Origin of the sequence: Brachybacterium nesterenkovii, from assembly GCF_900163655.1 — a bacterium.
Classification (GTDB): Bacteria; Actinomycetota; Actinomycetes; order Actinomycetales; family Dermabacteraceae; genus Brachybacterium; species Brachybacterium nesterenkovii.
This window is the reverse complement of sequence record NZ_FWFG01000048.1, coordinates 101,005-123,496: the sequence shown is the minus strand read 5'-3', so window position 1 is coordinate 123,496 and position 22,492 is coordinate 101,005. Positions and strand designations below refer to the sequence as shown.

Here is a 22,492-nt window from a genome sequence, read left to right as displayed (position 1 = left end):
TGCTCGTCGTCCGGCTCCTGGCTGGTGCGACTGTGCGGGACTCGCCGTCCCAGCCCGATGCGATCGGTGCTCCCCGCGCCTCGGGAGCGACAGGTGGAACGCAGGCCGGATGCAGCGGGCGGAATTGCGGTGGACGCGGGGGATGCGAGGGCGCAGGATCGACCACGATGACCACGATGAACGCTGCTCCCGCCCCGGACCCCGCCGTCCCCGACCCTGCTCCCGCCTCCCCTCCGGATGCTGTCTCTGCCGCGCAGGCCGGGGCATCGGCCTCTGCTGAGGCGCGGCGGGCTCCTGTCTCCGACGCCCCCGACCCCGCCGCGCTGCTGCGCGCCTACGACGAGGAGCTGCGCACCGAGGCCGAGACGCCGAGCGCGCTCCGGGTCGAGCTGCTCGGTCCGCTGCGCCTGGCCGAGTTCGCGGGCGGGCGCGGCTTCATCACCTACCGCGACCTCGGCGGTGCGGACGCGACCGCAATCGGGCGACTCGTCGACGCCGCCCTCGCGCACTTCCGCGATCAGACCGCCTGCACCGAGGTCGAGTGGAAGACCCGCGGCCACGACGTCGGCCCGGGCCTGCACGAGTCGCTCGTCGCCCGCGGCTTCGTGCCCGAGGAGACCGAGTCGATCATGATCGGCCCGCTCACCGCGCTCCTCGACGCTCATGCTCCCGCGGGCGTCGTCATCCGTCGCGCCACGGAGCCCGATGATGTCCGCGCGGTGTGCGCCGCGGTCGACCGTGCCTTCGGCGAGGACGTGGACCCGGTGCGCGCCGAGGAGATCCTGGCGCGGCTCGAGCGGGAGGCCGACCGCGCCGACGGCATGCAGCTGTGGGCGGCGGAGGTCGACGGCGTGATCGTCTGCGGCGGCCGCCTCGAGCCCGTGCCCGGGACCCGCTTCGTCGGCATCTGGGGCGGCGCGACGCTGCCCGCATACCGCGGCCGCGGGATCTACCGGGCGTTGACCGCCGCCCGTGCCCGCGAGGCCCTCGCGATGGGGCGCACTCTCGTGCACTCCGACTCGACGGAGGACTCCCGGCCGATCCTCGAGCGCTCCGGCCTGGTGAAGGTCTCGACGACCACGCCCTACGTCTGGCGGCGCTGACGGCAGGCTGCGGAAGCGCAGGGGTGTCCGAAAGGCGCTCTCGTGCCCGTCGTCCCATCCAGCGCCGCTCTGCGACTCACATCGGGCCTGATCTGAGTCCCATCATGGCGCTCGGGGATGCGCCCCTCAGCGTGGGAGCGCGTTCTGGTCAGAAGTCGTCGCTATCGGGCGTGAATTCCGACCGGGAGTGACCAGAACGGGCTGCGGACCGACGGGCAGACCGGTCGGCACCCCGTGGAACGACCAGAACAGGCGAGGGGCAGCTGGCGGGCTGGGCGTCCCTCGGTGCCCCGCCCGCCCGTCGTCCCGTCGCATGGCCGGGCGTCCCCAGCGCGCCGAATGTCTGCACGGGACCGGTCTGCACGGGAGCGGGCGTCACCCGCGCGCCGCTCCGCCATCCCTGTCCGGAGGGCGCGCCGGGATCCGCCTCAGCCGAACGTGTGCGACCCGCCCGTGACCTCGTGCCCCGTGCCGTCGGGCAGGACGATCGTCGCGGGCACGCCCTCGGGGATCGTCGTCTCCAGGCGCAGCGCGCCGCCGGCCCCGGTGCTCCAGGAGACCTCGACGCGGCCGGAGACCGTGTCGAGTGCGCCCTTGGCCCACGTGACGCCCTCGCCGGGGACGGGCTGGATGCGCACGCGGCGGTAGCCGGGCTCCGCCGGACGGATGCCGAGCACCACCTGGTAGATCCAGTCGGCCACGGCGCCCAGGGCGTAGTGGTTGAAGCTCGTCATCTCGCCGGGGTTGATCGAGCCGTCCGGGAGCATCGAGTCCCAGCGCTCCCAGATCGTCGTGGCGCCCATCGACACCGGGTACATCCACGACGGGCACTCTCGCTCCAGCAGCAGGCGGTAGGCGGCATCGGCGTGGCCCGTCTCCGACAGCGCCCACGTCACGAACGGCGTGCCCGCGAAGCCCGTGGACACCCGGTAGCCGGCCTCGGCGACAATCTCGGCCAGGCGGTCGCCCGCCTTCGCCCGCACATCGCCCTCCAGCAGGTCGAAGGCGATCGCGAGGGCGTACACCGTCGCGCAGTCGGAGGTGATCCGGCCGTCCTCGCTCACGTACGCCGCGACGAACGCCGCGTGGGCGCGGTCGGCGAGGGACTGCCAGCGCTCGGCGTCGGCGCTCTCGCCGACCAGCTGCGCGGTCTCGGCGGCGAAGCGGGCGGACCGGATGAGGCATGCGGTCGCGACCACGCCGGTGTCGGCCTTCGCGGCAGCGGGCTGGTCCGGCGGGGCGTCGGGGTCGAGCCAGTCGCCGAACTGGAAGCCCTGGTCCCACAGGCCCGAGGGGGAGAGGACCTTCTCGACCGACTCCAGGTGCAGCACCATGCCCGGGTACTCGGCGCGCAGGGCGTCGAGGTCGCCGTAGGCGTTCCACAAGGCCTGCGGCACCCACACGGAGGCGTCGCCCCAGATCGCGGTGACCCCGCCCCAGGCGTCGGCCTGGGCCGCGAACTCCTCGGGGAAGTTCGCGTGGCGCAGCACATCGGGGATCACGAACGGCACCCAGCCGCCGTCGTTGGTGCGCGTGTCCGCCGCGAGGTCCAGCAGCCACGAGTGCAGGAAGTCCGAGACGTCGAACTGGTAGGCGGCGGTCGCGGCGAAGGCGGCGATGTCGCCCGTCCAGCCGAGGCGCTCGTCGCGCTGCGGGCAGTCCGTCGGGACGCCCAGGAAGTTGCCCTTCTGACCCCACACCACGTTGCTGACCAGCTGGTTCACATCGTCGTTCGAGCACTCGAAGGTGCCGGTGCGCTCGATGCGCGAGTGGACGACGACGGCCTCGAGGTCATCGGCCGTGAGCTCGCCGGGCCAGCCCGTGACCTCGGCGTAGCGGAAGCCGTGGAAGGTGAGGGTGGGCTCGAACGCCTCCGGCTCCCCGGTCCCGGCCAGCACCAGGCGGTCGGTCGCCTCGGCGCCGCGCAGGGGCCGCGTGCCGAGCTCCTCGTGCTCGAGCACCTCGGCGTGGCGCAGCGCGATCTCGGTGCCCTCGGGGCCCGCGACGGCGAAGCGGATCCATCCCACCAGGTTCTGCCCGAAGTCGACGAGGGTCCTGCCCGACGGGGAGGTCCAGATGCGCTGCGGGCGCAGCACCTCGTGGCGGCCGATGAGCGGGGAGGCCTGCTCGATGAGCGTCGCGCGGTCGATCTCGACGGCGCGCACCGCGGCGTCCTCCGCCTCGAGGCGGCGGTCCTCCCGCTGGCCGGCGTAGAGAGAGGCGTGCTCGACGGTCGAGAGGGTCGCGCTCCACGACTCATCGGTGACGACGGTCTGGACGGCGCCGTCCTCATAGGTGATGACGAGGGCCGCGAGCAGGGCGGTGTCGGGGCCGTAGTTCGCGTTGGCGCCCTCGAAGCCGAGGTTGCCGTGCCACCAGCCGCCGGCGAGGCGGATGCTGAGCTCGGGCGCGGACGAGGCGGAGCGCAGGAGATCGGTCACGTCGAAGCGCTGGACCTGCAGGCGGTCGTCGTAGGCGGTCCATCCCGGGTTCAGGACGGAGTCGGTGACGGGGGCGCCGTCGATGCTCGCCTCGTAGACGCCGTGGGCGGTCGCGAGCAGCTCGGCGGAGGCGATGCGGGCCGCGTCCTGCTCGAGGGCGATCGAGGTGCGCAGGGACGGGCAGGCGGCCCTCGGGGTCGCCGGCCGCGATGGCGACGGCCTGCTCGAGGACGGTCAGGGGTGCGGAGGCGGTGGTGCCGGATGCGGCAGGTGCGGTCATGGTCTTCCTCGACTCGACGGGTGATGCGGCCCGCGGGCGGCCGATGCGGCGGCCCCGGGCGCGGGGTCCGCGGTGCGCGACTGCCGCCGGGAACGGGGCCGGGCGGGATCGCGCAGGAGCGGGCTCGGGAACCATTCGATGACAGAGCGTGAAACGTTGCAAGATGTGGCCTAAGGCGGAGACGGGGGCGCGGCAGGCAGGGGAGCCGGGCATGTGTGCGGGCGAGCGTGGGCGGGCGAGCGTGCGCGGGCGGGCGCGGACGGGCGCGGGCGGGCGCGGACGGGCATGAACGGGCATCGGCGGTATGGAGTGGGGCGCGCGTGCGAGGGATGCGCCCCGGGGCGCATCGAGGCTGTGTCCCTGCTCCCTGCTCCCTGCTCCCCGGGCGGGCGTTCCGGTCTCGGTGCTGGCCCATCTGCCCGATGCGGGCGGCCCGGGGCCGCAGGTGCGATACCGTCGCCTCACCGCCGCGCGCTCCCCGCGCGGCAGGCGACCGGTGCATGGTCGCCACAACGACCCGGACGACGCCTCGCTCGGTGCCATCGACGGCAGGGTGGCCTGCCGCCGGCGCCCGGTCGGGGCCGCCGCCCGGACGATGGCCCTGGACGGCGCCGACGGCGGCCGCGGGAACGGAGGATTCGGTGGCCACCACACGCCCCGTCGGCAAGAAGCCCGTCGGCATGAAGGACGTGGCGCGCGCCGCGGGGGTATCCGTCGGCACCGTCTCCAACGTGCTCAATCGCCCGGAGCAGGTCTCCGCCGACCGTCGCGCCCGCGTCGAGGCCGCGATCGCCGAGCTCGGCTACGTTCGCAACGACGCCGCCCCCCAGCTCAAGATGGGCCGCTCCCGCACCGTGGGCGCCGTCGTCCTCGACCTCGCCAACCCCTTCTACGCCGACGTCGTCGGCGGGATGGAGGCCGCCGCCGAAGCCTCCGCGCTCGCCGTCATCGCCGGCAGCTCCGCCAACCGCCTCGAGCGCGAGCGCCTGTACCTGTCCCTGTTCGAGGAGCAGCGCGTGCGCGGCATCCTCCTCGCGTCCACGGGCGGCGATCGCGATCTGCCCGCCGCCATCCGCCGCCGCGGCACGCCCGTCGTGCTGGTCGAGGACGGCATCGCCGATGGCCGTGACCTCGCAGGCGACCCCGAGATGCCCTCCGTCTCCGTAGACGACGTGGCCGGCGGGCGCATGGCCGTCGAGCACCTCGTGGGCGCCGGACGCCGCCGCATCGCCGTCGTCGCCGCACGCCGCGACATCCGCCAGGTCGCCGAGCGCGAGGCGGGCGCCCGTGCCGCCGCCGAGGAGGCCGGTGCCCGCTTCGAGGTGCTCGAGGCCGACGCCCTGACCGTCCTCGCCGGGCGCGAGGTGGGCGAGCGGATCGTCTCGATGCCGCGGGCCGAGCGTCCCGACGCCGTGTTCTGCGTCAACGACCTCCTGGCCGTCGGCGTCCTGCAGGCGTGCGCCTTCCGCCACGAGGTGGCCGTGCCCGAGGAGATCGCGATCGTCGGCTACGACGACATCGAGTTCGCCCGCTCGGCGATCGTGCCGCTGACCTCGGTGTCCCAGCCGGCGGACCTCATGGGCCGCACCGCGCTCGCGCTCCTCGAGGAGGAGATCGCGCAGGGCGCCGAGGCGCAGCACCGACGGATCGTGTTCCAGCCCGAGCTCGTGGTGCGGGAGTCCAGCGGGGCGTGACCCGGGCCCGAAGACGGCGGGCGAGGCCTGGCCCGGTCAGGCCTCGATCGAGGGGCGCTCGTCGTCGGCGAGGCCCGCGTAGACCTCGGAGAGGGACTCGGCCAGGCGGTCCTGGCGGGCGCGGATCGAGTCCTGGCCCGCATAGTTGGTGCCGTCGGCCAGCCAGATCTTCAGCTCCTTCGAGCCGGTGGCGCGCATGACGTCGATGCACTCGAGGTGGTGGTCGATGGCCTTGCGGCGGATCGCGGCGTCGCCGTGGGTGAGGGAGCCGAACTTGTAGTCGTCGTTCTGGAACGTGTTGGAGTTGATCATGCCGATCGACACGCCCTGCTCGCGGGCGAAGTCGGCCAGCTTCCCGAAGTCCTCGACCCGGTCCCAGGGGTAGTGCAGCGACACGCGCGGCGCGCTGCCCGTGTACGCGTGGGTCTGGGCGGCGTCGGCGATCTTCTCGAAGGGGTCGTGGGGCGTGCCCGGGGTGCTGAACACCTTGAAGCGGGTGCCGGAGTTGCCGTACCCCCAGCTGGGGACCTCGATCGTGAACTCCGCGAGGTCGCGGGCGACGTCCTCGGGCAGGGCCTCGAGGGGGTGGGCGGTCATGGGGTTCTCCTCGGTGAGAGCTCGGTAGGTGGGTCGCGATGGTCTCTGGGGTCGTTCCGGAACTCGTCGTCGATGTCGCGTGAAACGACTCATGAAGGACATGAGCATCGCGTGAAACGACTCACAAGGTGAGTCCCGGTCGATGCGGACCGCATGGGTCCCGCGACGACGACGTCAGAGGCGGGGCCGAAGGAGGACCCGCCCTCCGAGAGCTCGAGGAGGAGCCGCATGACCACCGAGAATGCCGACGTCGCACGCCTGGCCTCCCTGCTCGCAGCGACCGACGCCCGCAGCGCTTCGTGCTGCTGCTTCCTGCTGCACGTGCAGCCGGAGCGCCTTGCCGACTACGTCGAAGCCCACCAGGACGTGTGGGCCGAGATGCGAGAGGCCCTGACGGACGCCGGCTGGCGCAACTACTCCCTGTTCCTCCGTCCCGAGGACGGCATCGTCGTCGGCTACTTCGAGGCTGATGACTGCGACGCCGCACAGGAGGCGATCGCCCGCGCGAGCGTCTCGCTCCGCTGGGAGGCCGCCATGGCCGAGTACTTCACCCCCGGCGGCGGGGACAAGCAGATCCTTCCGCAGTACTTCCACCTCGCCTGACCGATCCCCAGCGGATCCCGCTGACAGCCTTCCGCCGTGCCCGCGCCCACCGTCGTGGGCCCCATCGCCATCGACCGCACCAACGCGGTCGGATGAACACCGTCCTCCGCACCCGCCCCAGTCCATTCCCGAACACCTGAGGAGAACCCATGACCACGACCCCCGACGTCGCCGGCCCGAAGCCCGGCACCGTCCGCGGCTGGAAGGCGACGATCGCCGTCGCCATGTCCAACTACATCGAGGCCGGATCGATTCTCGCCTGGCCACGAGCCTCAGCCTCTGGCAGGAGCACTTCGGCTTCACCGACTGGACCGTCGGCCTCGTCGCCGCGATCTCCGCCAACGCGTTCGGCGCCGCCGTCGGCGCGATGATCGGCGGGCCGCTCGGCGACCGCTACGGACGCAAGTTCATCTACACCTACGACCTGATCCTCTACATGCTCGGCACGCTGCTGGTGGTGTTCGCGGCGGCGCCCTGGATGCTGCTGGTGGGAGTGGTCCTGACCGGCATCGCGGTCGGCGCCGGCGTGCCCGTGGCCTGGACCTACATCACCTACATCGCCGAGCAGGCGCCCGAGGGTCAGCGCGCCCGGCACGTGGGCACCGCCCAGCTGGCCTGGTCGCTCGGCCCGGCCGTGGTGTTCGCGATCGCGACCGCGCTGGTCCCGCTCGGCCTGCTCGGGTCGCGGATCATCTTCGCCCACCTGTTCGTCATCGCCTTCATCACCTGGTGGGTGCGCCGCGGCCTCGCGGAGTCGACGATCTGGAGCGACCACAAGAAGGCCCGCGACGAGGCCGCCCGGGCCGGCGGCGCCGCGGTGCGCCACCGCGGCTTCCTCGAACTGCTCTCGCACCCCAAGAACATCACCGCCCTGCTGTTCCTCATCGGCGTCTACAGCCTGTGGAACACCGTGGCCGGTCAGATGGGCATCTTCATGCCGCGCGTCTACCAGACCGCCGGTGTCACCGATCCCGCCCAGCAGAACCTCCTGCAGGTGCTCCTATGGACCATGACGGTGGTCGTCACCTATGTCGGGTTCATGATGCTCGGCGACCGCATGGACAGGCGCGTCCTCTACGCGATCGGAGCGGTGCTGGGCATCGCAGCGTGGGTGCTTCTCGTCTTCGCGCATGTGACCATGCCGCTGCTGATCCTCTTCGCGGTGCTGTGGGGCGCGTCGGCCGGCATCGGTGCGCAGGCCTTCTACGCGCTGTGGACGGCGGAGATGTTCGCGACCCCGTACCGGGCCAGCGCCCAGGGCGTCCTGTTCTTCGTGGCGCGCATCGCCGTCGGGATCCTCAGCTACTTCTTCCCGACCATGCTGGCCGAGCGAGGCGTGCCCTTCGTCGGACTGATCATGTTCGGCTTCCTCGTGGCTGCACTCCTGATCGGCGTGATCGGCGCCCCGAACACGCGCGGCAAATCGCTCGAGCAGATCGAGCTCGAGCGCTACGTGCAGCGCGTCGCACGCTGAGGGGAGGACCCCGTCGGAGAGGTGACGCCGGTGTCCTCGCCGAGGGCGTGCGTCTGGCGTGCGCCGCCCTGCGGAATGGTCGATCTTCGTCGGGGCAGCGGCATCTTTCCGACGGAGATCGACCACTCCGCGTCGCCGTGCCGACGAAAATCGACCACATCGTGCACGTGCCCGGCTCGGTCGCCTGGTGCTCGCTGGTCACGTCACCGGTCCGACCATCGCATGTGCGACGGTGACCATGTCAACTGTTCGATGCCCCGTGGCGGACACAGCGTGCTCGCGCGACCATCACTCCACCCGACCGCATGACGAAGGAGTCCCGATGACCACCACCGACAGCCCCGCCACGACGCACGACGACGCCCCGGGCTTCCTGCCCGAGCTCGCCGAGCGCCTTCCGCTGATCCGGGACCTCGGGCCGATGCAATTCGATCACCCGGCGATGCGGGCCTGGGACGCCCCGCACGGCGACCCCGAGACCTGGGATCTGCAGATCCCCGACCGCGAGCTCCCCGGCCCCCACGGCCCCGTCCCGGTGCGCATCTACGCCCCGAGCGACGAAGCGCGGGACGGTGCGGCCGACGATCCGCGGGCCGGTGCGGTCAGCGATCCCGGTGCGCCGCGCCCATGCCTCGTGTGGCTGCACGGCGGAGCGTTCATCGGCGGTGATCTGGACATGCCCGAGGCCCACGAGGTCGCCCGCGGCATCGCCGGACGCGCCGGCGCCGTCGTCGTCTCCGTCTTCTACCGCCTGTGCGACGTGCCCGCCGACATGGGCGGCGCGCCCGCCACGACCAACCCCCGCGGCAAGACCGGGGTGCACGCCCCGATCCCGCTCGACGACGCGCATGCGGCCTTCACCTGGGTGCGCGAGCACGCGGCGGACCTCGGCATCGACCCGTCGCGGATCGCCGTGGGCGGGGCCAGCGCAGGCGGCGCCCTCGCCGCCTCCCTGTCCCAGCGCCTCGCCGACGAGGGCGCCCCCGCGCGGCGCGCGCTGCTCATGTACCCCGTCGTCCACGCCGTGTTCCCGGAGCCCACGCCGGAGGAGGCGGCGGCGCTCGCCGTCACGCCGGGGGTGCTGCGCTTCCACACCGAGACGACCGTCGCGATGAACGAGAACTACCTGGGCGGGCCCGTCGAGACGGCGACGCCGTACGAGTTCGCAGCGCTCGCCGACGAGGACGCCCTGCGCGCCCTGCCCGCCACGTACATCGAGGTCGACGAGTTCGACGACCTGCGCCGGAGCGGCCGGGCGTATGCCGAGCAGCTGCGCGACGCGGGCGTCGACGTCACGTTCGAGATCCGGCGCGGGGTGCCGCACGGGCACCTGAATCGGGTGGGGCTGTCGACGGCGGCGCAGTCGCTCGACCGGATGGCGGCGCTGCTGGGGGAGTGAGCGGGGGCGCGGGTAGTCGTCGTACGGAGGCGATGGGAAGTACCGCAGCAATACGCGCCGATAGGCCCATATACCGGCTATCGGCACGCATGCATGCGGCACTTCCCATCGGGGTGGGGGAACCGCGTCGTCTGCGCTCCTGATGCCCTGGATTTCTGAGCCGCCCGTGCTCCCGCGGCCCGGAACTCCCGTCGCCCCGGCCCCCTCGACCGCACCGTGCCCCGCTCGCGCGGGTTTCCAGGCACAATGTCAGCATGAGCGACGGACGCGGCCTGCGAATCCTGCGCGGCACCGCTGCCGCGTCGGTCGCGACCGCCGTCGCCCTGATCGGCCACCTCCTCGGCGGCGCCGAGTCCGTGCCGCTGCTGGGGATCCTGCTGCCGTGGTGGCTGTCGGTCTCGGTGTGCGTCCTGGCGATCGGTCGCCGGCCGAGCCTGGTGGGCATGAGCGTCTCCGTCGCAGCGAGCCAGGTCCTGTTCCACCTGCTGTTCAGCATCGGCGGGGGAGTGCAGCTCGCGCTCGCCGCCGGGGGCCTGCCCTCGGGCCACCATGCCGGGTATGGGGCGGCTGCGAGCAGGGCGGCTGTGAACGGGGCGGTGCCACCGGGCGCGATGCCTGACGGCGTCATGCCGGACGGCGCGATGCTCCACGGCGGCATGACGATGCCCGCGACGGCGGCGACCCCGGACTCGTCGGCCGCTGCCCATCTCGCGCACGCCGTCGGCATGGGGCCGATGATGCTGCTGGGCCATGTCGCCGCCGCCCTCGTCACTATCTCGCTGCTGCACCGCGGGGAGGTCGTGCTCCTGCGCTGCCTGGGCCTGATCGCCCGCGCGCTCGCGCACATCGCCCCGCACCTGCCGCGCCCCCTTCTCGCGCTCCCGGCCGTGCCCGCGGCCCGGGATCGTGCACCCCAGCAGATCGGCGCCCGCCTCCGCGAGGCGCTCCTGGACCCCCTGCGGCGGCGCGGGCCACCGCTGCTCCTGGCCGTCTGAGCCCGTCGTCGCCGCTGACCCCGCGTCCGAGCGCAGGCCCGCCGGACCCTCGATGCGACCACGCCCCGCCCCGGCGCTGCCGGACCCGCCGCGCCCATCTGCGGCAGGGGTTCCGTGTCCGTGCGGACCGCACGTCCAGGGGCCCGGGCAGACCGCCTCGCGGTCGGCACCGCAAGACCTGCGGAACCCGGCTCTGTGCCCCGTCATCTGTGCCCCGTCATCGGAGTGCCGAGCGGACGGCCGCGCCCTGTGCGCGATCGACGCGACCGGCAGCCGCGCGATCGACGGGACCGGCACCCGCGCGATCGACGGGACCGGCACCCGCGCGATCGACGGGACCGGCGCCCGCGGCGTCTGCACACGGACCGGCTGCTACCGCACGGCTCCCACCGGCACGGCTGCCACCGGCTCGGCACCGCGGCATCCACCGGGGATCGCTCATCGGCCCCATCCCTTCTTCGACACCGTTCGTCCTGCGCCCGCGCACCGATGCGCGAGCACGCCCATCCAAGGAGCACCCATGACCCGCACCACCGCCCCCACCCGCCGTGCCGCGCTGCTCGGCCTCGTGTCCCTCCCGGTCCTGCCCCTGCTCGCCGCGTGCGACGGCGGCACGGCCTCCGGCGCCTCGGACGGCGGTTCGTCCGGCGCGACCGCGTCGGCCCTGAGCGTCACCGACCCGTGGGCCAAGGCCGCCGAGTCCGATATGACCGGCGTCTTCGGCGTCCTGAAGAACACGACCGACAAGGACGTGCACGTGACCGGTGCCAAGAGCCCGGCCGCCGGGATGTGCGAGCTGCACGAGACCATCACCGACTCCACGGGAGCATCGAGCATGCAGAAGGCCGAGAACGGATTCGTCGTCCCCGCCGGCGGCGAGTTCGCGCTCGAGCCGGGCGCGAACCACATCATGCTCATGCAGCTCACCGGTCCTCTGAAGCCGGGCGACGAGGTCGAGGTGACCCTCGAGCTCGAGGACGGGACCACGATCCCCTTCACCGCCGCCGTCAAGGAGTTCACCGGCGCCAAGGAGAACTACGGCGGCGCCTCCGACGGCGGCGGCATGGAGGACATGGGCGGCATGGGCTCGGACGGCGGGCACTGATGCAGGACGACCCACGCCAGCCGACGGCCCCTCAGGACCCGGCGGACCCGCAGCACCTAGGGGATCCGCGAGACGCGGCGGACCCGCAGCACGTGACCGAATCCGCCGACCGCCGGTCTGCGGCCCAGCCGGATGAGCGGCAGGACGCCGCCGCATCCGCCGCATCGGCCGCATCGGCGGCACCGCAGTCCGCGGCCGGCCCCGACGGGCAGCAGGATCCTGCCGCGTCGCGGCCGGGTCGCCGCGGGGTGCTCATCGGCGGAGCCGCGGCCGGGGGAGCGGTGCTCGGCGCCGCTGCCCTGGCCGGCGCCGACGCGGTCCGCGACCGCGTCGGCGCCCCCTCCGGGGGTGAGGCCGCCCCGCTGATGGGCGCGACCACGATCCCCTTCCACGGCGAGCACCAGGCCGGCATCGAGACCCCGCCCGCCGCGCACGCCACCTTCGTGTCCCTCGACCTGCGACCGGGGGCCGTGCGCGACGACGTGATCCGCATGCTGCGCATCCTCACCGACGACGCGGCGCGCCTGACCGCCGGCCGCGGGGCCCTCGCGGACACCGAGCCCGAGCTCGCGGAGGTCCCGGCGTCGCTCACGATCACCGTCGGCTTCGGACCTGCCCTCGTGCGGGCCGCTGAGCGGGAGGTACCGACGTGGCTGGCCCCGCTGCCGGCGTTCGGCATCGACCGCCTCGAGCCGACGCTGTGCGACGGCGACCTCCTGCTCCAGGTCTCCGCCGGCGAGCCCCACACCGTCGCCCACGCCGTGCGGATGCTGCTGAAGGACCTGCGCGCCTTCGCGGACCTCCGCTGGACCCAGCAGGGCTTCCACCAGGCCCACGGCTCCGTGAAGCCCGGGACGACGATGCGCAACCTCTTCGGCCAGGTCGACGGCACCGTGAACCCGCAGCCCGGGGAGGAGTCGTTCCGCCACACCGTGTGGATCCCCGACGGACCGTGGGCGGGCGGCACCTCGATGGTGCTGCGCCGCATCGCCATGGACCTCGACACCTGGGACGAGCTCGACCGGCCCGGCCGCGAGCTCGCCATCGGCCGCCGCCTGGACACCGGGGCGCCGCTGACCGGGACCGCCGAGCACGACGAGCCCGACTTCGACAAGCTCGGCCCCAACGGCTTCGCGGCCATCCCCGAGTTCTCGCACATGCGCCGGGCCCGGGGCGTCGACAGCCCGAACGGGGGGCAGACGATCCTGCGTCGGCCCTACAGCTACGACGAGCCGGTGGGCGCGGGGGCGGGCGCGATCTCGTCGTCGGGCCTGATCTTCGTCGCGTTCCAGGCGAGCGTGCTCGAGCAGTTCGTGCCGATGCAGCGGCGCCTGGACGAGCTCGACCTGCTGAACACGTGGACCACGCCGATCGGCTCGGCCGTGTTCGGGATCCCGCCGGGCTGCGCCGAGGGCGAGTTCGTCGGCGAGGCCGTGCTGGGGTGAAGAGGGCGGTCGGGGTCCGGCACACCGGTGGACAGGGGCTCAGCGGGGCGCCCGAGCGGATGGGAGCCGTCTCCCTCGGCCGGGCCGTTCGTCTCGGCCGAACCGTTCGCCGTGATGGAACGGTCCGGTGAGGTCGAGCGCTCCGCCTCGGTCGGCTGCGCCCTCGCCGTGTCGGCCCCGGCAGGGCCGGGTCCCCGGTGCCGCGGCGATACTCTTCCCTTGGGGCCCGGATCGGGCTGATCGGGAGGGCGAACAAGGTCGCCCGCGCACAGGACGGGGCAGGACATGGACGGATGGCGGCCGATGCAGGACCCCTCTGCGATCTCACCGGCGGGACCGAGCGGTCAGGGGCCGACGGGTCCGGGAGCGACGTCGCAGACGCCAGGTGATCCGAGCCCGACGGCGATGGGCGCCTCCCCGACGGGTGCGCCGTCGACGGGCGCCGTGGCAGGAGCACCGTCGACGGACCTCGCGGCCGGCGCACCGTCTGCTGGCCCCGTACCGGGGACGCCGAGCGCAGCGACTCCGGGGCCCCGCGGCCCGCGCGACACAGTCGGGGTCGTGGTGTTCCTCCTGGGGATCGCCGCGAGCATCCCGACGGCCCTGATCTCGGCCCTCATCATTCGTTCGCTGCTGAATGCCCCCGGCGAGATGGGTGCGGGATACCTTCTCGCGCGCCTGGTCCCCTTCGGAACGGCGCTCGCCGTCACTGCGGTCCTCGTCGTCGGCATCTGGCTCATGCGGACGCCGGTGGCCTCGAGGGCCTGGGCGACAGGCGCCGTGGTCGGCGCCCTCGTGTGGGGCATCGGTGCCGCATACGTCCTCTCGCTCTTCGCAGGCATGGCGCTGGCGCAGATGGAGGTCGAGACCTTCCGCGTGTTCCACCTGCTGTCCACGGGTGTCATCGGCCTCATCGAGGTCTCGCTCGTGATCGGCGCCTGGGTGCTCGCGCGCCGCTACCGCCCCATCCTGCTGCTCGGTGCCGTCGTGGTCGCGGTCGCGGCCACCGTCTGTTCGACGGCGGTCTCCTTCCTCTTCCTGCACTCCTTCGCGATGTACGCCGGGTACCTTCTGGGCCTCGTGCCCACTGTCGTCTCGGTCGTCATCCAGCTGCTCGGGATCGGGGCGCTCGCGCTGCTGGCGCGGCGAGTGCATCGCTGAGGGACCGCGTCGACGGGCGGGTGCGGTGATGATCGACCCCGCCATGCTCGCCGCCTCGTCCCGAACATGCATCGAGGCGGCATGCGACCCGCCATGGGCGAGGCAGATGCCGTCCCACTGCATTTTCTGGACGGCTCTCGCCCCGTCCTTCCCCCACGTGCGCGGCCCTCGCACAGCCTGTCCCCGACACGTGCCGCCACCGTTCCCCGGCACACGCGACCCTGCCCGCTCCCGCCCGCCAGCACGGCTCACTCCCGGCGCTCGCAACCGGCCCGCTCACCGGCTCACGGACCCCGCCCCGCCCCCGCCGCCCCCGGGCTACGGTGGATGGAGGGAGCCAGGCGTCGCAGGGCCGCACGCACGGCCCCCCGACGCGGCGCCGCATCGCAGCGACGCATGAGGAGGCATCGGGAATGACCGCACTGCTGGAGGGCCGCACCGCTCTGGTCACCGGAGGGACGCTCGGCATCGGCGCCGGGATCGCCGAGCGCCTGCGCGCGCACGGCGCCCGGGTGGCCGTCACCGGGGTCACCGAGGAGGAGTGCGCGCAGGCCCGCGAGACAGGGGCCATCGCCCATGTGCTCGACGTCCGGGACGCCGATGCGTGCCGACGCGTGGTCGCCGACGTCGTCGCCGAGCTGGGCGGACTGTCGATCCTGGCGTCCAACGCCGGGGTGTACCCGCAGGCCCGGATCGACGCTATGACCGATGCGGACATCGACGCCATCTTCGACATCAACGTCAAGGGCACGATCCACGCCGTGCAGGCCGCGATCCCCGCACTCGAGGCGTCCGGCCGAGGGCGCATCGTCGTGACCAGCTCGATCACCGGGAACATCACGGGCTTCCCGGCGTGGTCGCACTACGGGGCGACGAAGGCCGCGCAGATGGGCTTCGTGCGCTCCGCGGCGATCGAGCTGGCCCGCCGCTCCGTCACGGTCAACGCCGTGCTCCCGGGCAACATCGTGACCCCGGGGCTGCGGGAGCTGGGGCAGGAGTACATGGACCGGATGGCGCGCTCCGTCCCCGCCGGGTTCCTCGGGGAGCCCGCGGACATCGGCGAGGCCGTCGCCTTCCTCGCCTTCGACGGGGCGCGGTACATCACCGGCCAGGGCATCGTGGTCGACGGCGGCCAGATCCTCCCGGAGACCCCGGAGGCGCTCGAGGATCTCTGACCGCGGCGCGTGCGCGTGCTCATGGGGCGCGTGCCCGCGAGGAGCCCGCGCGTGGTGCGCGCGGCGGCGGTGCATGCGTTCACGGGGCGGGCCGAGGAGAAGGGTGATGGTCGCTCTGCGGCGGACCGTGATCGCCGGGCGTCGGGTGCGGGGAAAAGCCCTCGTGCACGAGTGGCGGGGGAGCGCTGACAGAAGTGGTCGCTATGCGTGCGGACGACGCCCGTGGAGGCGGTGTCTGCACGTATGGCTACCGGTTCTCGCAACGCTGGTGGGCATACATGTCGGCGGTGCTCGCCGACGCCGTGTGCTCCCGTCGGGCCATCGGCCCGCGTGGGGCGGTCGCAGGGTCGACCGCGTTGTCGACGGTATGAATCCCGGCCCGGGCTGAGCTACTCCCCGGGGCTGAGCCGCTTCCCGGGGCTGAGCCGCTCCCCGGGCCATGGCGCGGCCCCGGAAGCGGTGCTGCTCAGACCTTGCGGCGCCCGAGCGACGTCTGCAGCCTCACGAGATACCCGTCGGGGTCCTGCACGAGGAACTGCCGCACGCCAGACTCCTCCCCGCCGGTGCGGTACCAGACCTCCTCGGGCTCGAGGAACAGCGGCCAGTCCTCCGCGGCGAGACGAGCCAGCGGTGCGTCGAGGTCGTCCACGGAGATCTGCAGATTCATCCCGCGCCCGAGCGGCTTCTCGAATCCGCCGGTGCGCCATGTCCGCCCCAGGCCGATCTGGTCGAGCATCACGTGCGCATCGCCGCAGGCCAGATAGGCAAAGCCCTCTTCGGGACGGTCGTAGAGCACGATGAAGCCCAGCAGGTCGCACCAGAATCGCCGAGAGGCGGCGCAGTCGGTGACGGCGAGCTCGGGGACGAGGGCGGGAGCGGGAGCCATGGCACCAGGAGACCACAGCGCGCAGCGATGGGATGTGGGACCGGGCGGCTCGGTCCGCAGAATGCATCGAGACGGCACGTGCCTCGCCATATGCGGGGCGCATGCCGCTGGACTGCAGATTCTGGACGCGTACCGCAGGAGTGCGCGGCGAAGGGACACCGGTGCGTGTGCCGTTCCGCGCAGGAGGCGACGACGGGGGACCGAGCGCGGCCCGGAGGCGGGGAACAGCGGAGTGGAGGTCGGGAACGGATCGGAGGCGGAGCACCGATCGGAGGTGGGGAGCGGACGGGGGACGGAGCGCGGCCCGGAGACGGGGAACAGCGGAGTGGAGGTCGGGAACGGATCGGAGGCGGAGCACCGATCGGAGGTGGGGAACAACGGACCGGATGTCGGGAGCGGATGGGAGACGGAGCGCGAGTCGGACCGGAGCTCCGTGGGCGACCTGAGCGCCCGGCGGAGGACGCGGCGCCCGACTAAATAAATGTGGTCACCTATTTCTGGGTACCCTGGTCCCACGGCGATGGGGCAGCGCCCGGTCGCCGTGCGATCGACGCCCCTCGCGAGCTCATCCGCAGACGTGTCGACCCCGGTCCCTCCTGCTCGCGCCGCCTGCCGTCCGCAGCAGCCGTCCCCGAAAGGCACCGCCTCCCGCCGTGTACGCGCTCCTCCTCGCGATCATCTACATCGCCTTCATCAGCCTCGGCCTCCCCGACGCCCTCCTCGGCGCCGGCTGGCCCGCCATGCACGGCGAGCTCGACGTCCCCGTCGCCTTCGCCGGCATCGTCTCGATGATCATCGCCGCCGGCACGATCGTCTCGAGCCTCGCCTCGGAGCGCCTCACCCGGCGTCTGGGCGCGAGCGTCGTCACGGCCGTGAGCGTGGGCATGACGGCCGTCGCCCTGCTGGGATTCTCGTTCTCCAGCGCGTTCTGGATGCTGTGCCTGTGGGCGATCCCGTACGGCCTGGGCGCCGGAGCGGTCGACGCCGCCCTCAACAACTACGTGGCACTGCACTACGCGGCCCGCCACATGAACTGGCTGCACAGCTTCTGGGGCGTCGGCGCCTCGATTAGCCCGTTCATCATGGGCACCGCCCTGTCGATGGGGGCGGGCTGGTCCAGCGCCTACCTGACCGTCGGCATCATCCAGGTGGCCTTAGTGATCGCCCTGGTCGTCGCGATCCCGCTGTGGGGGAAGGTCGATCGCGCCCGCCCGGTGCCGGTCGACGAGAACGGCGAGGCCGAGGAGCGTCCCGGCGGGCATGTGCCGCTGGCGACCGCGCTGCGGATCCCCGGCGTCGTGCTGATCCTGGCCACGTTCTTCGCCTACTGCGCCCTCGAGTCGACCGCGATGCTGTGGGCCTCGACCTACCTCGTCTCCGCTCGCGGGGTGGACACCGCGACGGCGGCGACGTTCGCCGCGATGTACCTCCTCGGCGTCACCGGCGGACGCTTCCTCGCGGGCTTCGTCGCCGATCGCATCGGGGACCGTCAGCTGATCCGCGGCGGCTTCACGCTCGTCGGCATCGGCGCGCTGCTGCTCCTGCTGCCGCTGCCCACGCCCGTCCTCGCGCTCGCCGGCCTGGTCATCGCCGGCCTCGGCTCGGCCCCGATCTACCCGGCGATCATCCACTCGACGCCCGCGAACTTCGGGAAGAACAACTCCCAGGCGATCATCGGCATCCAGATGGCAGCCGCCTACCTCGGCACGACGCTGATGCCGCCGGCTTTCGGCGCCGTCGCGGGGTGGGTCGGCCTGTGGCTGTTCCCGGTGGCGCTGCTGCTGTTCGCGGGCCTGGGCCTGGCGATGTCCGAGCGGATGAACCGCCTGATCCCCGCCTGGTCCGACGCGCCGGTGCGGTGCTGACAGAACTGGTAGCCATACGTGCAGACGCGGCTCTCATGAGGAGTGTCTGCACGTATGGCTACCAGTTCCAGCACGGGGTCCCGTTCCCGGCGCTCGCCTCACGCGTGCAGGCCGTGCGGCTCCTCGGCGCGGGCGATCTCGAGCGTCTCGAGCTGGATCGTGGCGTGCTCGAAGGCGACGGGGAAGTGGGTGCGCACGCACTCGTGGACGTCCCGCAGGATCTGCAGCGCATGGGCGGTCTCGAAACATCTGGCATCGACCACCACGTGGGCCGAGAGCACGGGCTGGCCGGTGCCGATCGTCGAGGCGTGCAGGTCGTGGACGCCCCGCACGTGCTCGAGCTCGAGCAGGTGGCTGCGGACATCGTCGAGATCGATGCCCGCCGGCACGGATTCGAGGAGGATGCGGACGGTCTCGCGCAGGATCCGCAGGGCGCGCGGGACGATCAGGGCGGCGATGAACAGGCCCGCGAGCGCATCGGCGCGCAGGAAGCCCGTGGTCTCGATGATGATCGCTGCGGCGATGACGCCGGCGGAGCCGAGCGCGTCGTTCAGGACCTCGAGGAAGGCGGCGCGCAGGTTCAGGCTCGCATCGCGCCCGCCCGCGAGGACCAGGATCGCGAAGACGTTGGCGGCCAGGCCGATCACGCCGAACACCAGCAGCTCCCGCGCGGCGACCGCGGGCGGGGAGGCCAGACGCGAGATCCCCTCGATCGCGGTGTAGACGCCGACGCCGATCAGCAGGCTCGACTGCGCCAGCGCCGCGAGCACCTCGAGCCGGGCCAGGCCCCAGGTGCGGGTGCTGGTGGCGGGGCGGCGCATGAGCGCGGCGGCGGTCAGCGCGATGATCAGGCCCGAGGCGTCGACGAGCGCGTGCGCGGTATCGGTGAGGAGCGCGAGGCTGCCGGTCAGCACGGTGCCGACGGCCTGGGCGATGACGATCCCGCAGGTCAGGGCGGCGGCGATGGCGAGGCGCGCGGTGGACGATGAGCCGTGGCCGTGGCCGTGGCCGTGGCCGTGGCCGTGGCCGTGTGCAGGGGAGGGGGAATGGCTGCTCGGGTGCGCGTGCGCCTGGGGCGGGGATTGCGCGCCCGGGTGTGCGAGCTCGTGGCCGGGGGTGCCCGTGCCCGCGTGCGCATGGTCCGGGCGGAGGGGACTCCCGCCGGAGTCGGAGTGACCGCGGCCCGGCCGTTCACCCTCGTCCGCAGTGCCCATCGCGGTCGCGCCCCCTCCCGGATCGGTGCCGCCACAGCGGCATCGTCAAAAAACGATGATATCGCCATGCGACGTCATCGGAAAGGTCGGTGTGTCGCTCGGGGCTGCGTGAGGGCCGTCTCGCGCGCCTCGACCCGGGGGCGGCCCGGCTCCGAGCCGCACCGGGCCTCGCCGATCCGGGCCTGGACGGGGCCTCGCCGATCCAGACTTGGACCGGGCCCGACCGGGCCCGGTATCGTGGTCGCATGTCCACGCGGGTCAACATGCACGAGGCCAAGTCGAACCTCTCCGCGCTCATCGCCCGCGTCCTCGAGGGGGAGGAGATCACGATCGCGCGGGCGGGGGCGCCGCTCGTCGATCTCGTGCCGCACCGCCCCCTGCGCGTGGTCTACGGGCTGGCTCCGGACGCCGCGGATCACGACCCGGATGTCTTCGACGGGCACGACGAGGAGATCGCGGAGATGTTCTACGGGGCGCAGGACGCATGATCCTGTTCGACACGAATGCGCTGCTGTGGCTCGTCGCGGACAGCCCCCGTCTCGGACCGGAGGCGAGAGAGCGCATCGGATCAGCGGATCAGGTCTGCTTCTCGGCGGTCTCCGTCTCGGAGATCGCGATCAAGCACATGCTCGGTCGGATCGCCCTCCCCGGCGCGGACGCGTTCCCGCGCATCTTCGCGGAGTCCGGGCTGCGTGAGCTGCCGTTCACGGCGCACCACGCCGCGACGCTGCTCGAGGACCCGGACCTCCGTCGACACGACCCGTTCGATCGGATGCTCCTGGCACAGGCATCGGCAGAGCGCGCCGAGCTGCTGACCTCGGACAGCGTGCTGCTGGGCATGGGGCGCAGCGGCGTGGTCGACGCGCGACGCTGAACCGCGCTCAGCGGAAGCGCCGGCTGTCGCCCCGTGCTCGCCGTCGACCCCGTGCTCGCCGTCGCCCCCGAGCTCGCCGTCGACCCCGCGTTCGCCGAGCACCGACCCTCGGCCCGTCCAGAGCCGCACAGCACCGGCGGCGCCTGAGCACTCGTGCCCGGTGAATCAGCTCCCCGCGATGCCGTGCCCTGCGGTTCTCAGCGCCCCGCGGTTCAGCTCCCCGCGCGGAAGCGCGCCGGGAACGTCGGATCCGCGGTGCCGCCGGGGACGTCGGTGAGGGAGGCGCGCACGGCGTCCATCGAGGAGGGGATCTCGAAGGGCAGCGTCCCGATCGGCTCGACCGCACCGGTCAGCGCGTCCACCAGGGCATCGTCGGAGACCCCGGCGCTGCCGACCAGCACGGTCGCGATCTCCGCGATCGGCGCGAGGATCGCCGGGCGCAGCAGCGTCGCGTCGACGATGAGCGGCACCTGCTCGGCGACCGTCCGCAGACGGGCGACCAGGCCGGGGCGGTACTCGAGCGAGCCCTGGTGGAAGAAGGACTCCAGGAGCAGGTCGTCGCGTGGGTCGAAGGGCTCGGCGAGCCGCACCACCGCGAGATCGGCGTCCGCGGGATCCGCCACGACCGTCCCGAGCCGCGAGGCCGCGGCTTCGGAGAAGCCCTCGACGTACACGCGGCGCTCATCCGCAGGCAGCGGCAGCACGACCGGGCCGAGGGTCGCCGCCGACGCGGTGCTCCGCTCAGCCGCCGACGCGGCGCCCCGCTCCGCCGCAGGAGCCTGCCCCGCGGTCGCCGCCCGCGCATCCGCCCCGTTCTTCAGCACGATCACCGACGCCGCCTGCGCCCGTGCCCCGCTCTCCCGGAACTCCTCGAGCCCGACGATCTGCTCGGCCGCGTCCTCGTCCACGAACGGGTCGTCGAACAGCCCCAGCTGGAACTTCACCCGCAGCAGGCGGCGCACGGAGGCGTCGATGCGGGCCTCGTCTATCCGCCCGTCCCGCACGAGCGCGACGATCCGCTCGGGGCACTCCTCGCCGCCGAACTGGTCCACCCCGGCGCCGACGGCCTTGATGATCCGCTCGTCGGCGTCCAGGTGCTCGACGCCCCAGGTGCGGGCCGGCAGCGGCTTGCCCATCGCGTGCATGTCCGTGACCAGGCCCCAGTCCGTGCACACGACGCCGTCGAAGCCCAGCTCCTCGCGCAGGATCTGCGTGATGACCTGCCGGTTGTAGCCGAAGCCCACCTCCTCGATCGCCTCTCCGTTGCGCACCAGGCCGACGGGCATTCCGTAGTAGGGCATGAGGGCGCTGACGCCGCGGGCGATGGCCGCGCGGAACGGCTCGAGGTGCATCTCGAAGCGCCCGCCCGGGTAGACCTGCTCGCGCCCGTAGGGGAAGTGGGGGTCCTCCCCATCCTTCTGCGGGCCGCCGCCGGGGAAGTGCTTGGCCATGCAGGCCACCGACTCCGGGCCCAGCTCCGCCGTGAGCTGGAAGCCGTCGAGGTAGGCCTCGGCGATCCGCGAGACCCGCTCGGCGTCGGGGCCGAAGGTGTGGAACTGGCGGCCCCACCGCGGCTCGGTCGCCAGGTCGATCTGCGGGTGCAGCGCCGCATGGATGCCGACGGCCCGGTACTCGCGCCGGGCGATGTCCGCGAACTCCCGCACCGCCTCGGGGGAGTCGAGGGCCGCGAGGCCGAGGGGCTCCGGCCAGGCCGACATGACCCCCGCGGAGAACGCGGCGCCCTCGTTCTGCACCATCGAGTGGCGCGGATCGGAGCTGATCGTCACGGGGATCGAATGCGGCCCCTGGGCCGCCATCTCCTGGACCGTGTTGGCCCAGCGGGCCGTGGCACGCCCGCTCGACGCCAGCGCGTGCACGTTGGCGTGCGTGATCCGACGCCGCAGCACCATGTCCTCGGTGCCCATCGTCGCGATCATCCCGGGGCCGGTCAGCGGCTCCCCGTCGGGGGACATCTCGATGATGCTGTGGAACATGAGCCCGGCCTTCTCCTCGAGGCTCAGGCGGGACGTCAGGTCGGCGGCGCGCTCGTCGGGCAAGAGCCGCGGGTCCTCGAACGGCGCCATGACGCCGTCGTGGTCGAGGTCGCGGAAGCGCGTGCCGTCGTCGGCGGTGAGCAGGGCCAGATCGGGGCGGGAGGTCATCGGGGGCTCCTGGAGGGGT

At 72.9% G+C, this 22,492-nt stretch carries 17 protein-coding genes and 1 pseudogene; 13 read left to right on the top strand and 5 right to left on the bottom strand.

Translation table 11 applies throughout. The features are described 5' to 3' along the window. Nucleotides 1–167: 167 nt before the first annotated feature. Entirely contained in the window at nucleotides 168–1,103 is a 936-nt protein-coding gene (locus FM110_RS05250; protein WP_234991921.1) for a GNAT family N-acetyltransferase, read from the top strand. Between the two features lie 428 nt (nucleotides 1,104–1,531). Here FM110_RS05250 and FM110_RS05245 read toward each other — a convergent pair whose 3' ends face one another. Then, nucleotides 1,532–3,706 carry an alpha-L-rhamnosidase gene (locus FM110_RS05245; protein ID WP_407641028.1) on the bottom strand — a complete coding sequence of 725 codons (2,175 nt, stop codon included), beginning with the start codon at nucleotides 3,704–3,706 and terminating at the stop codon, nucleotides 1,532–1,534. Nucleotides 3,707–4,504: 798 nt separating this feature from the next. Here FM110_RS05245 and FM110_RS05240 point away from each other — a divergent pair. Continuing rightward, entirely contained in the window at nucleotides 4,505–5,518 is a 1,014-nt protein-coding gene (locus tag FM110_RS05240; RefSeq protein WP_087103357.1) for a LacI family DNA-binding transcriptional regulator, read from the top strand. 42 nt (nucleotides 5,519–5,560) lie between these two features. Here FM110_RS05240 and FM110_RS05235 read toward each other — a convergent pair. Continuing rightward, a pseudogene (locus FM110_RS05235) lies at nucleotides 5,561–6,115 on the bottom strand (L-rhamnose isomerase); the annotation flags it as partial. A 228-nt stretch (nucleotides 6,116–6,343) separates the two neighbouring features. Here FM110_RS05235 and FM110_RS05230 point away from each other — a divergent pair. The 8 genes from FM110_RS05230 to fabG all read left to right on the top strand — a co-directional run bounded on the left by FM110_RS05230 (nucleotide 6,344) and on the right by fabG (nucleotide 15,472). Then, a complete protein-coding gene (locus FM110_RS05230) occupies nucleotides 6,344–6,718 on the top strand; it encodes an L-rhamnose mutarotase (protein ID WP_087103307.1) in 375 nt (124 codons plus the stop codon). 124 nt (nucleotides 6,719–6,842) lie between these two features. Further along, nucleotides 6,843–8,192, top strand: coding sequence for an MFS transporter (locus FM110_RS05225; RefSeq protein WP_234991930.1), 1,350 nt, complete (start codon nucleotides 6,843–6,845; stop codon nucleotides 8,190–8,192). Nucleotides 8,193–8,514: 322 nt separating this feature from the next. After that, nucleotides 8,515–9,591, top strand: a complete 1,077-nt coding sequence (locus FM110_RS05220) for an alpha/beta hydrolase fold domain-containing protein (RefSeq protein WP_087103305.1) — start codon at nucleotides 8,515–8,517, stop codon at nucleotides 9,589–9,591. Nucleotides 9,592–9,845: 254 nt separating this feature from the next. Beyond that, nucleotides 9,846–10,586: a hypothetical protein gene (locus FM110_RS05215; protein WP_087103303.1), complete on the top strand. Its 741-nt coding sequence runs from the start codon at nucleotides 9,846–9,848 to the stop codon at nucleotides 10,584–10,586. Between the two features lie 520 nt (nucleotides 10,587–11,106). Then, the gene (locus FM110_RS14110; RefSeq protein ID WP_159457983.1) at nucleotides 11,107–11,691 is read left to right on the top strand and encodes a copper chaperone PCu(A)C; all 585 of its coding nucleotides are present in this window, start codon (nucleotides 11,107–11,109) and stop codon (nucleotides 11,689–11,691) included. A gap of 248 nt (nucleotides 11,692–11,939) precedes the next feature. After that, nucleotides 11,940–13,136 (top strand): Dyp-type peroxidase, encoded by a 1,197-nt coding sequence (locus tag FM110_RS05205; protein WP_234991929.1) that lies wholly within the window; start codon nucleotides 11,940–11,942, stop codon nucleotides 13,134–13,136. A 561-nt stretch (nucleotides 13,137–13,697) separates the two neighbouring features. Beyond that, nucleotides 13,698–14,297, top strand: coding sequence for a hypothetical protein (locus tag FM110_RS05200; protein ID WP_087103298.1), 600 nt, complete (start codon nucleotides 13,698–13,700; stop codon nucleotides 14,295–14,297). Nucleotides 14,298–14,710: 413 nt separating this feature from the next. Next, nucleotides 14,711–15,472: a 3-oxoacyl-ACP reductase FabG gene (fabG, locus tag FM110_RS05195; protein WP_087103296.1), complete on the top strand. Its 762-nt coding sequence runs from the start codon at nucleotides 14,711–14,713 to the stop codon at nucleotides 15,470–15,472. A gap of 466 nt (nucleotides 15,473–15,938) precedes the next feature. On the opposite strand, the gene FM110_RS05190 is transcribed toward fabG, so the two are convergent. Beyond that, nucleotides 15,939–16,358: a bleomycin resistance protein gene (locus FM110_RS05190; RefSeq protein ID WP_087103294.1), complete on the bottom strand. Its 420-nt coding sequence runs from the start codon at nucleotides 16,356–16,358 to the stop codon at nucleotides 15,939–15,941. A gap of 653 nt (nucleotides 16,359–17,011) precedes the next feature. Between FM110_RS05190 and FM110_RS05185 the strand changes: the two genes are divergently transcribed. Then, nucleotides 17,012–18,223, top strand: a complete 1,212-nt coding sequence (locus FM110_RS05185) for an MFS transporter (protein WP_087103292.1) — start codon at nucleotides 17,012–17,014, stop codon at nucleotides 18,221–18,223. Nucleotides 18,224–18,321: 98 nt separating this feature from the next. Here the strand turns inward: FM110_RS05185 and FM110_RS05180 are convergent, their stop codons facing one another. Then, nucleotides 18,322–19,437 carry a cation diffusion facilitator family transporter gene (locus FM110_RS05180; RefSeq protein ID WP_087103290.1) on the bottom strand — a complete coding sequence of 372 codons (1,116 nt, stop codon included), beginning with the start codon at nucleotides 19,435–19,437 and terminating at the stop codon, nucleotides 18,322–18,324. A gap of 245 nt (nucleotides 19,438–19,682) precedes the next feature. On the opposite strand from FM110_RS05180, the gene FM110_RS05175 reads away from it, so the two are divergent. After that, on the top strand, nucleotides 19,683–19,925 hold the full coding sequence (locus FM110_RS05175) for a type II toxin-antitoxin system Phd/YefM family antitoxin (RefSeq protein WP_087103288.1): 243 nt from the start codon (nucleotides 19,683–19,685) through the stop codon (nucleotides 19,923–19,925). Then, nucleotides 19,922–20,311 carry a type II toxin-antitoxin system VapC family toxin gene (locus FM110_RS05170; RefSeq protein ID WP_087103286.1) on the top strand — a complete coding sequence of 130 codons (390 nt, stop codon included), beginning with the start codon at nucleotides 19,922–19,924 and terminating at the stop codon, nucleotides 20,309–20,311. The genes FM110_RS05175 and FM110_RS05170 overlap by 4 nt, the downstream gene beginning before the upstream one ends. A gap of 212 nt (nucleotides 20,312–20,523) precedes the next feature. Here the strand turns inward: FM110_RS05170 and FM110_RS05165 are convergent, their stop codons facing one another. After that, nucleotides 20,524–22,473 (bottom strand): glycoside hydrolase family 3 protein, encoded by a 1,950-nt coding sequence (locus FM110_RS05165; protein ID WP_087103283.1) that lies wholly within the window; start codon nucleotides 22,471–22,473, stop codon nucleotides 20,524–20,526. Nucleotides 22,474–22,492 lie beyond the last annotated feature (19 nt).

Excerpts from the sequence above, each read along its gene's own strand:
- FM110_RS05175 (WP_087103288.1), top strand. The coding sequence starts at position 19,683 with ATGTCCACGCGGGTCAACATGCACGAGGCCAAGTCGAACCTCTCCGCG.
- FM110_RS05190 (WP_087103294.1), bottom strand. The coding sequence starts at position 16,358 with ATGGCTCCCGCTCCCGCCCTCGTCCCCGAGCTCGCCGTCACCGACTGC.
- FM110_RS05250 (WP_234991921.1), top strand. The coding sequence starts at position 168 with ATGACCACGATGAACGCTGCTCCCGCCCCGGACCCCGCCGTCCCCGAC.
- FM110_RS05230 (WP_087103307.1), top strand. The coding sequence starts at position 6,344 with ATGACCACCGAGAATGCCGACGTCGCACGCCTGGCCTCCCTGCTCGCA.
- FM110_RS05215 (WP_087103303.1), top strand. The coding sequence starts at position 9,846 with ATGAGCGACGGACGCGGCCTGCGAATCCTGCGCGGCACCGCTGCCGCG.
- FM110_RS14110 (WP_159457983.1), top strand. The coding sequence starts at position 11,107 with ATGACCCGCACCACCGCCCCCACCCGCCGTGCCGCGCTGCTCGGCCTC.
- FM110_RS05240 (WP_087103357.1), top strand. The coding sequence starts at position 4,505 with ATGAAGGACGTGGCGCGCGCCGCGGGGGTATCCGTCGGCACCGTCTCC.
- FM110_RS05180 (WP_087103290.1), bottom strand. The coding sequence starts at position 19,437 with ATGGGCACTGCGGACGAGGGTGAACGGCCGGGCCGCGGTCACTCCGAC.
- FM110_RS05165 (WP_087103283.1), bottom strand. The coding sequence starts at position 22,473 with ATGACCTCCCGCCCCGATCTGGCCCTGCTCACCGCCGACGACGGCACG.
- fabG (WP_087103296.1), top strand. The coding sequence starts at position 14,711 with ATGACCGCACTGCTGGAGGGCCGCACCGCTCTGGTCACCGGAGGGACG.
- FM110_RS05170 (WP_087103286.1), top strand. The coding sequence starts at position 19,922 with ATGATCCTGTTCGACACGAATGCGCTGCTGTGGCTCGTCGCGGACAGC.
- FM110_RS05220 (WP_087103305.1), top strand. The coding sequence starts at position 8,515 with ATGACCACCACCGACAGCCCCGCCACGACGCACGACGACGCCCCGGGC.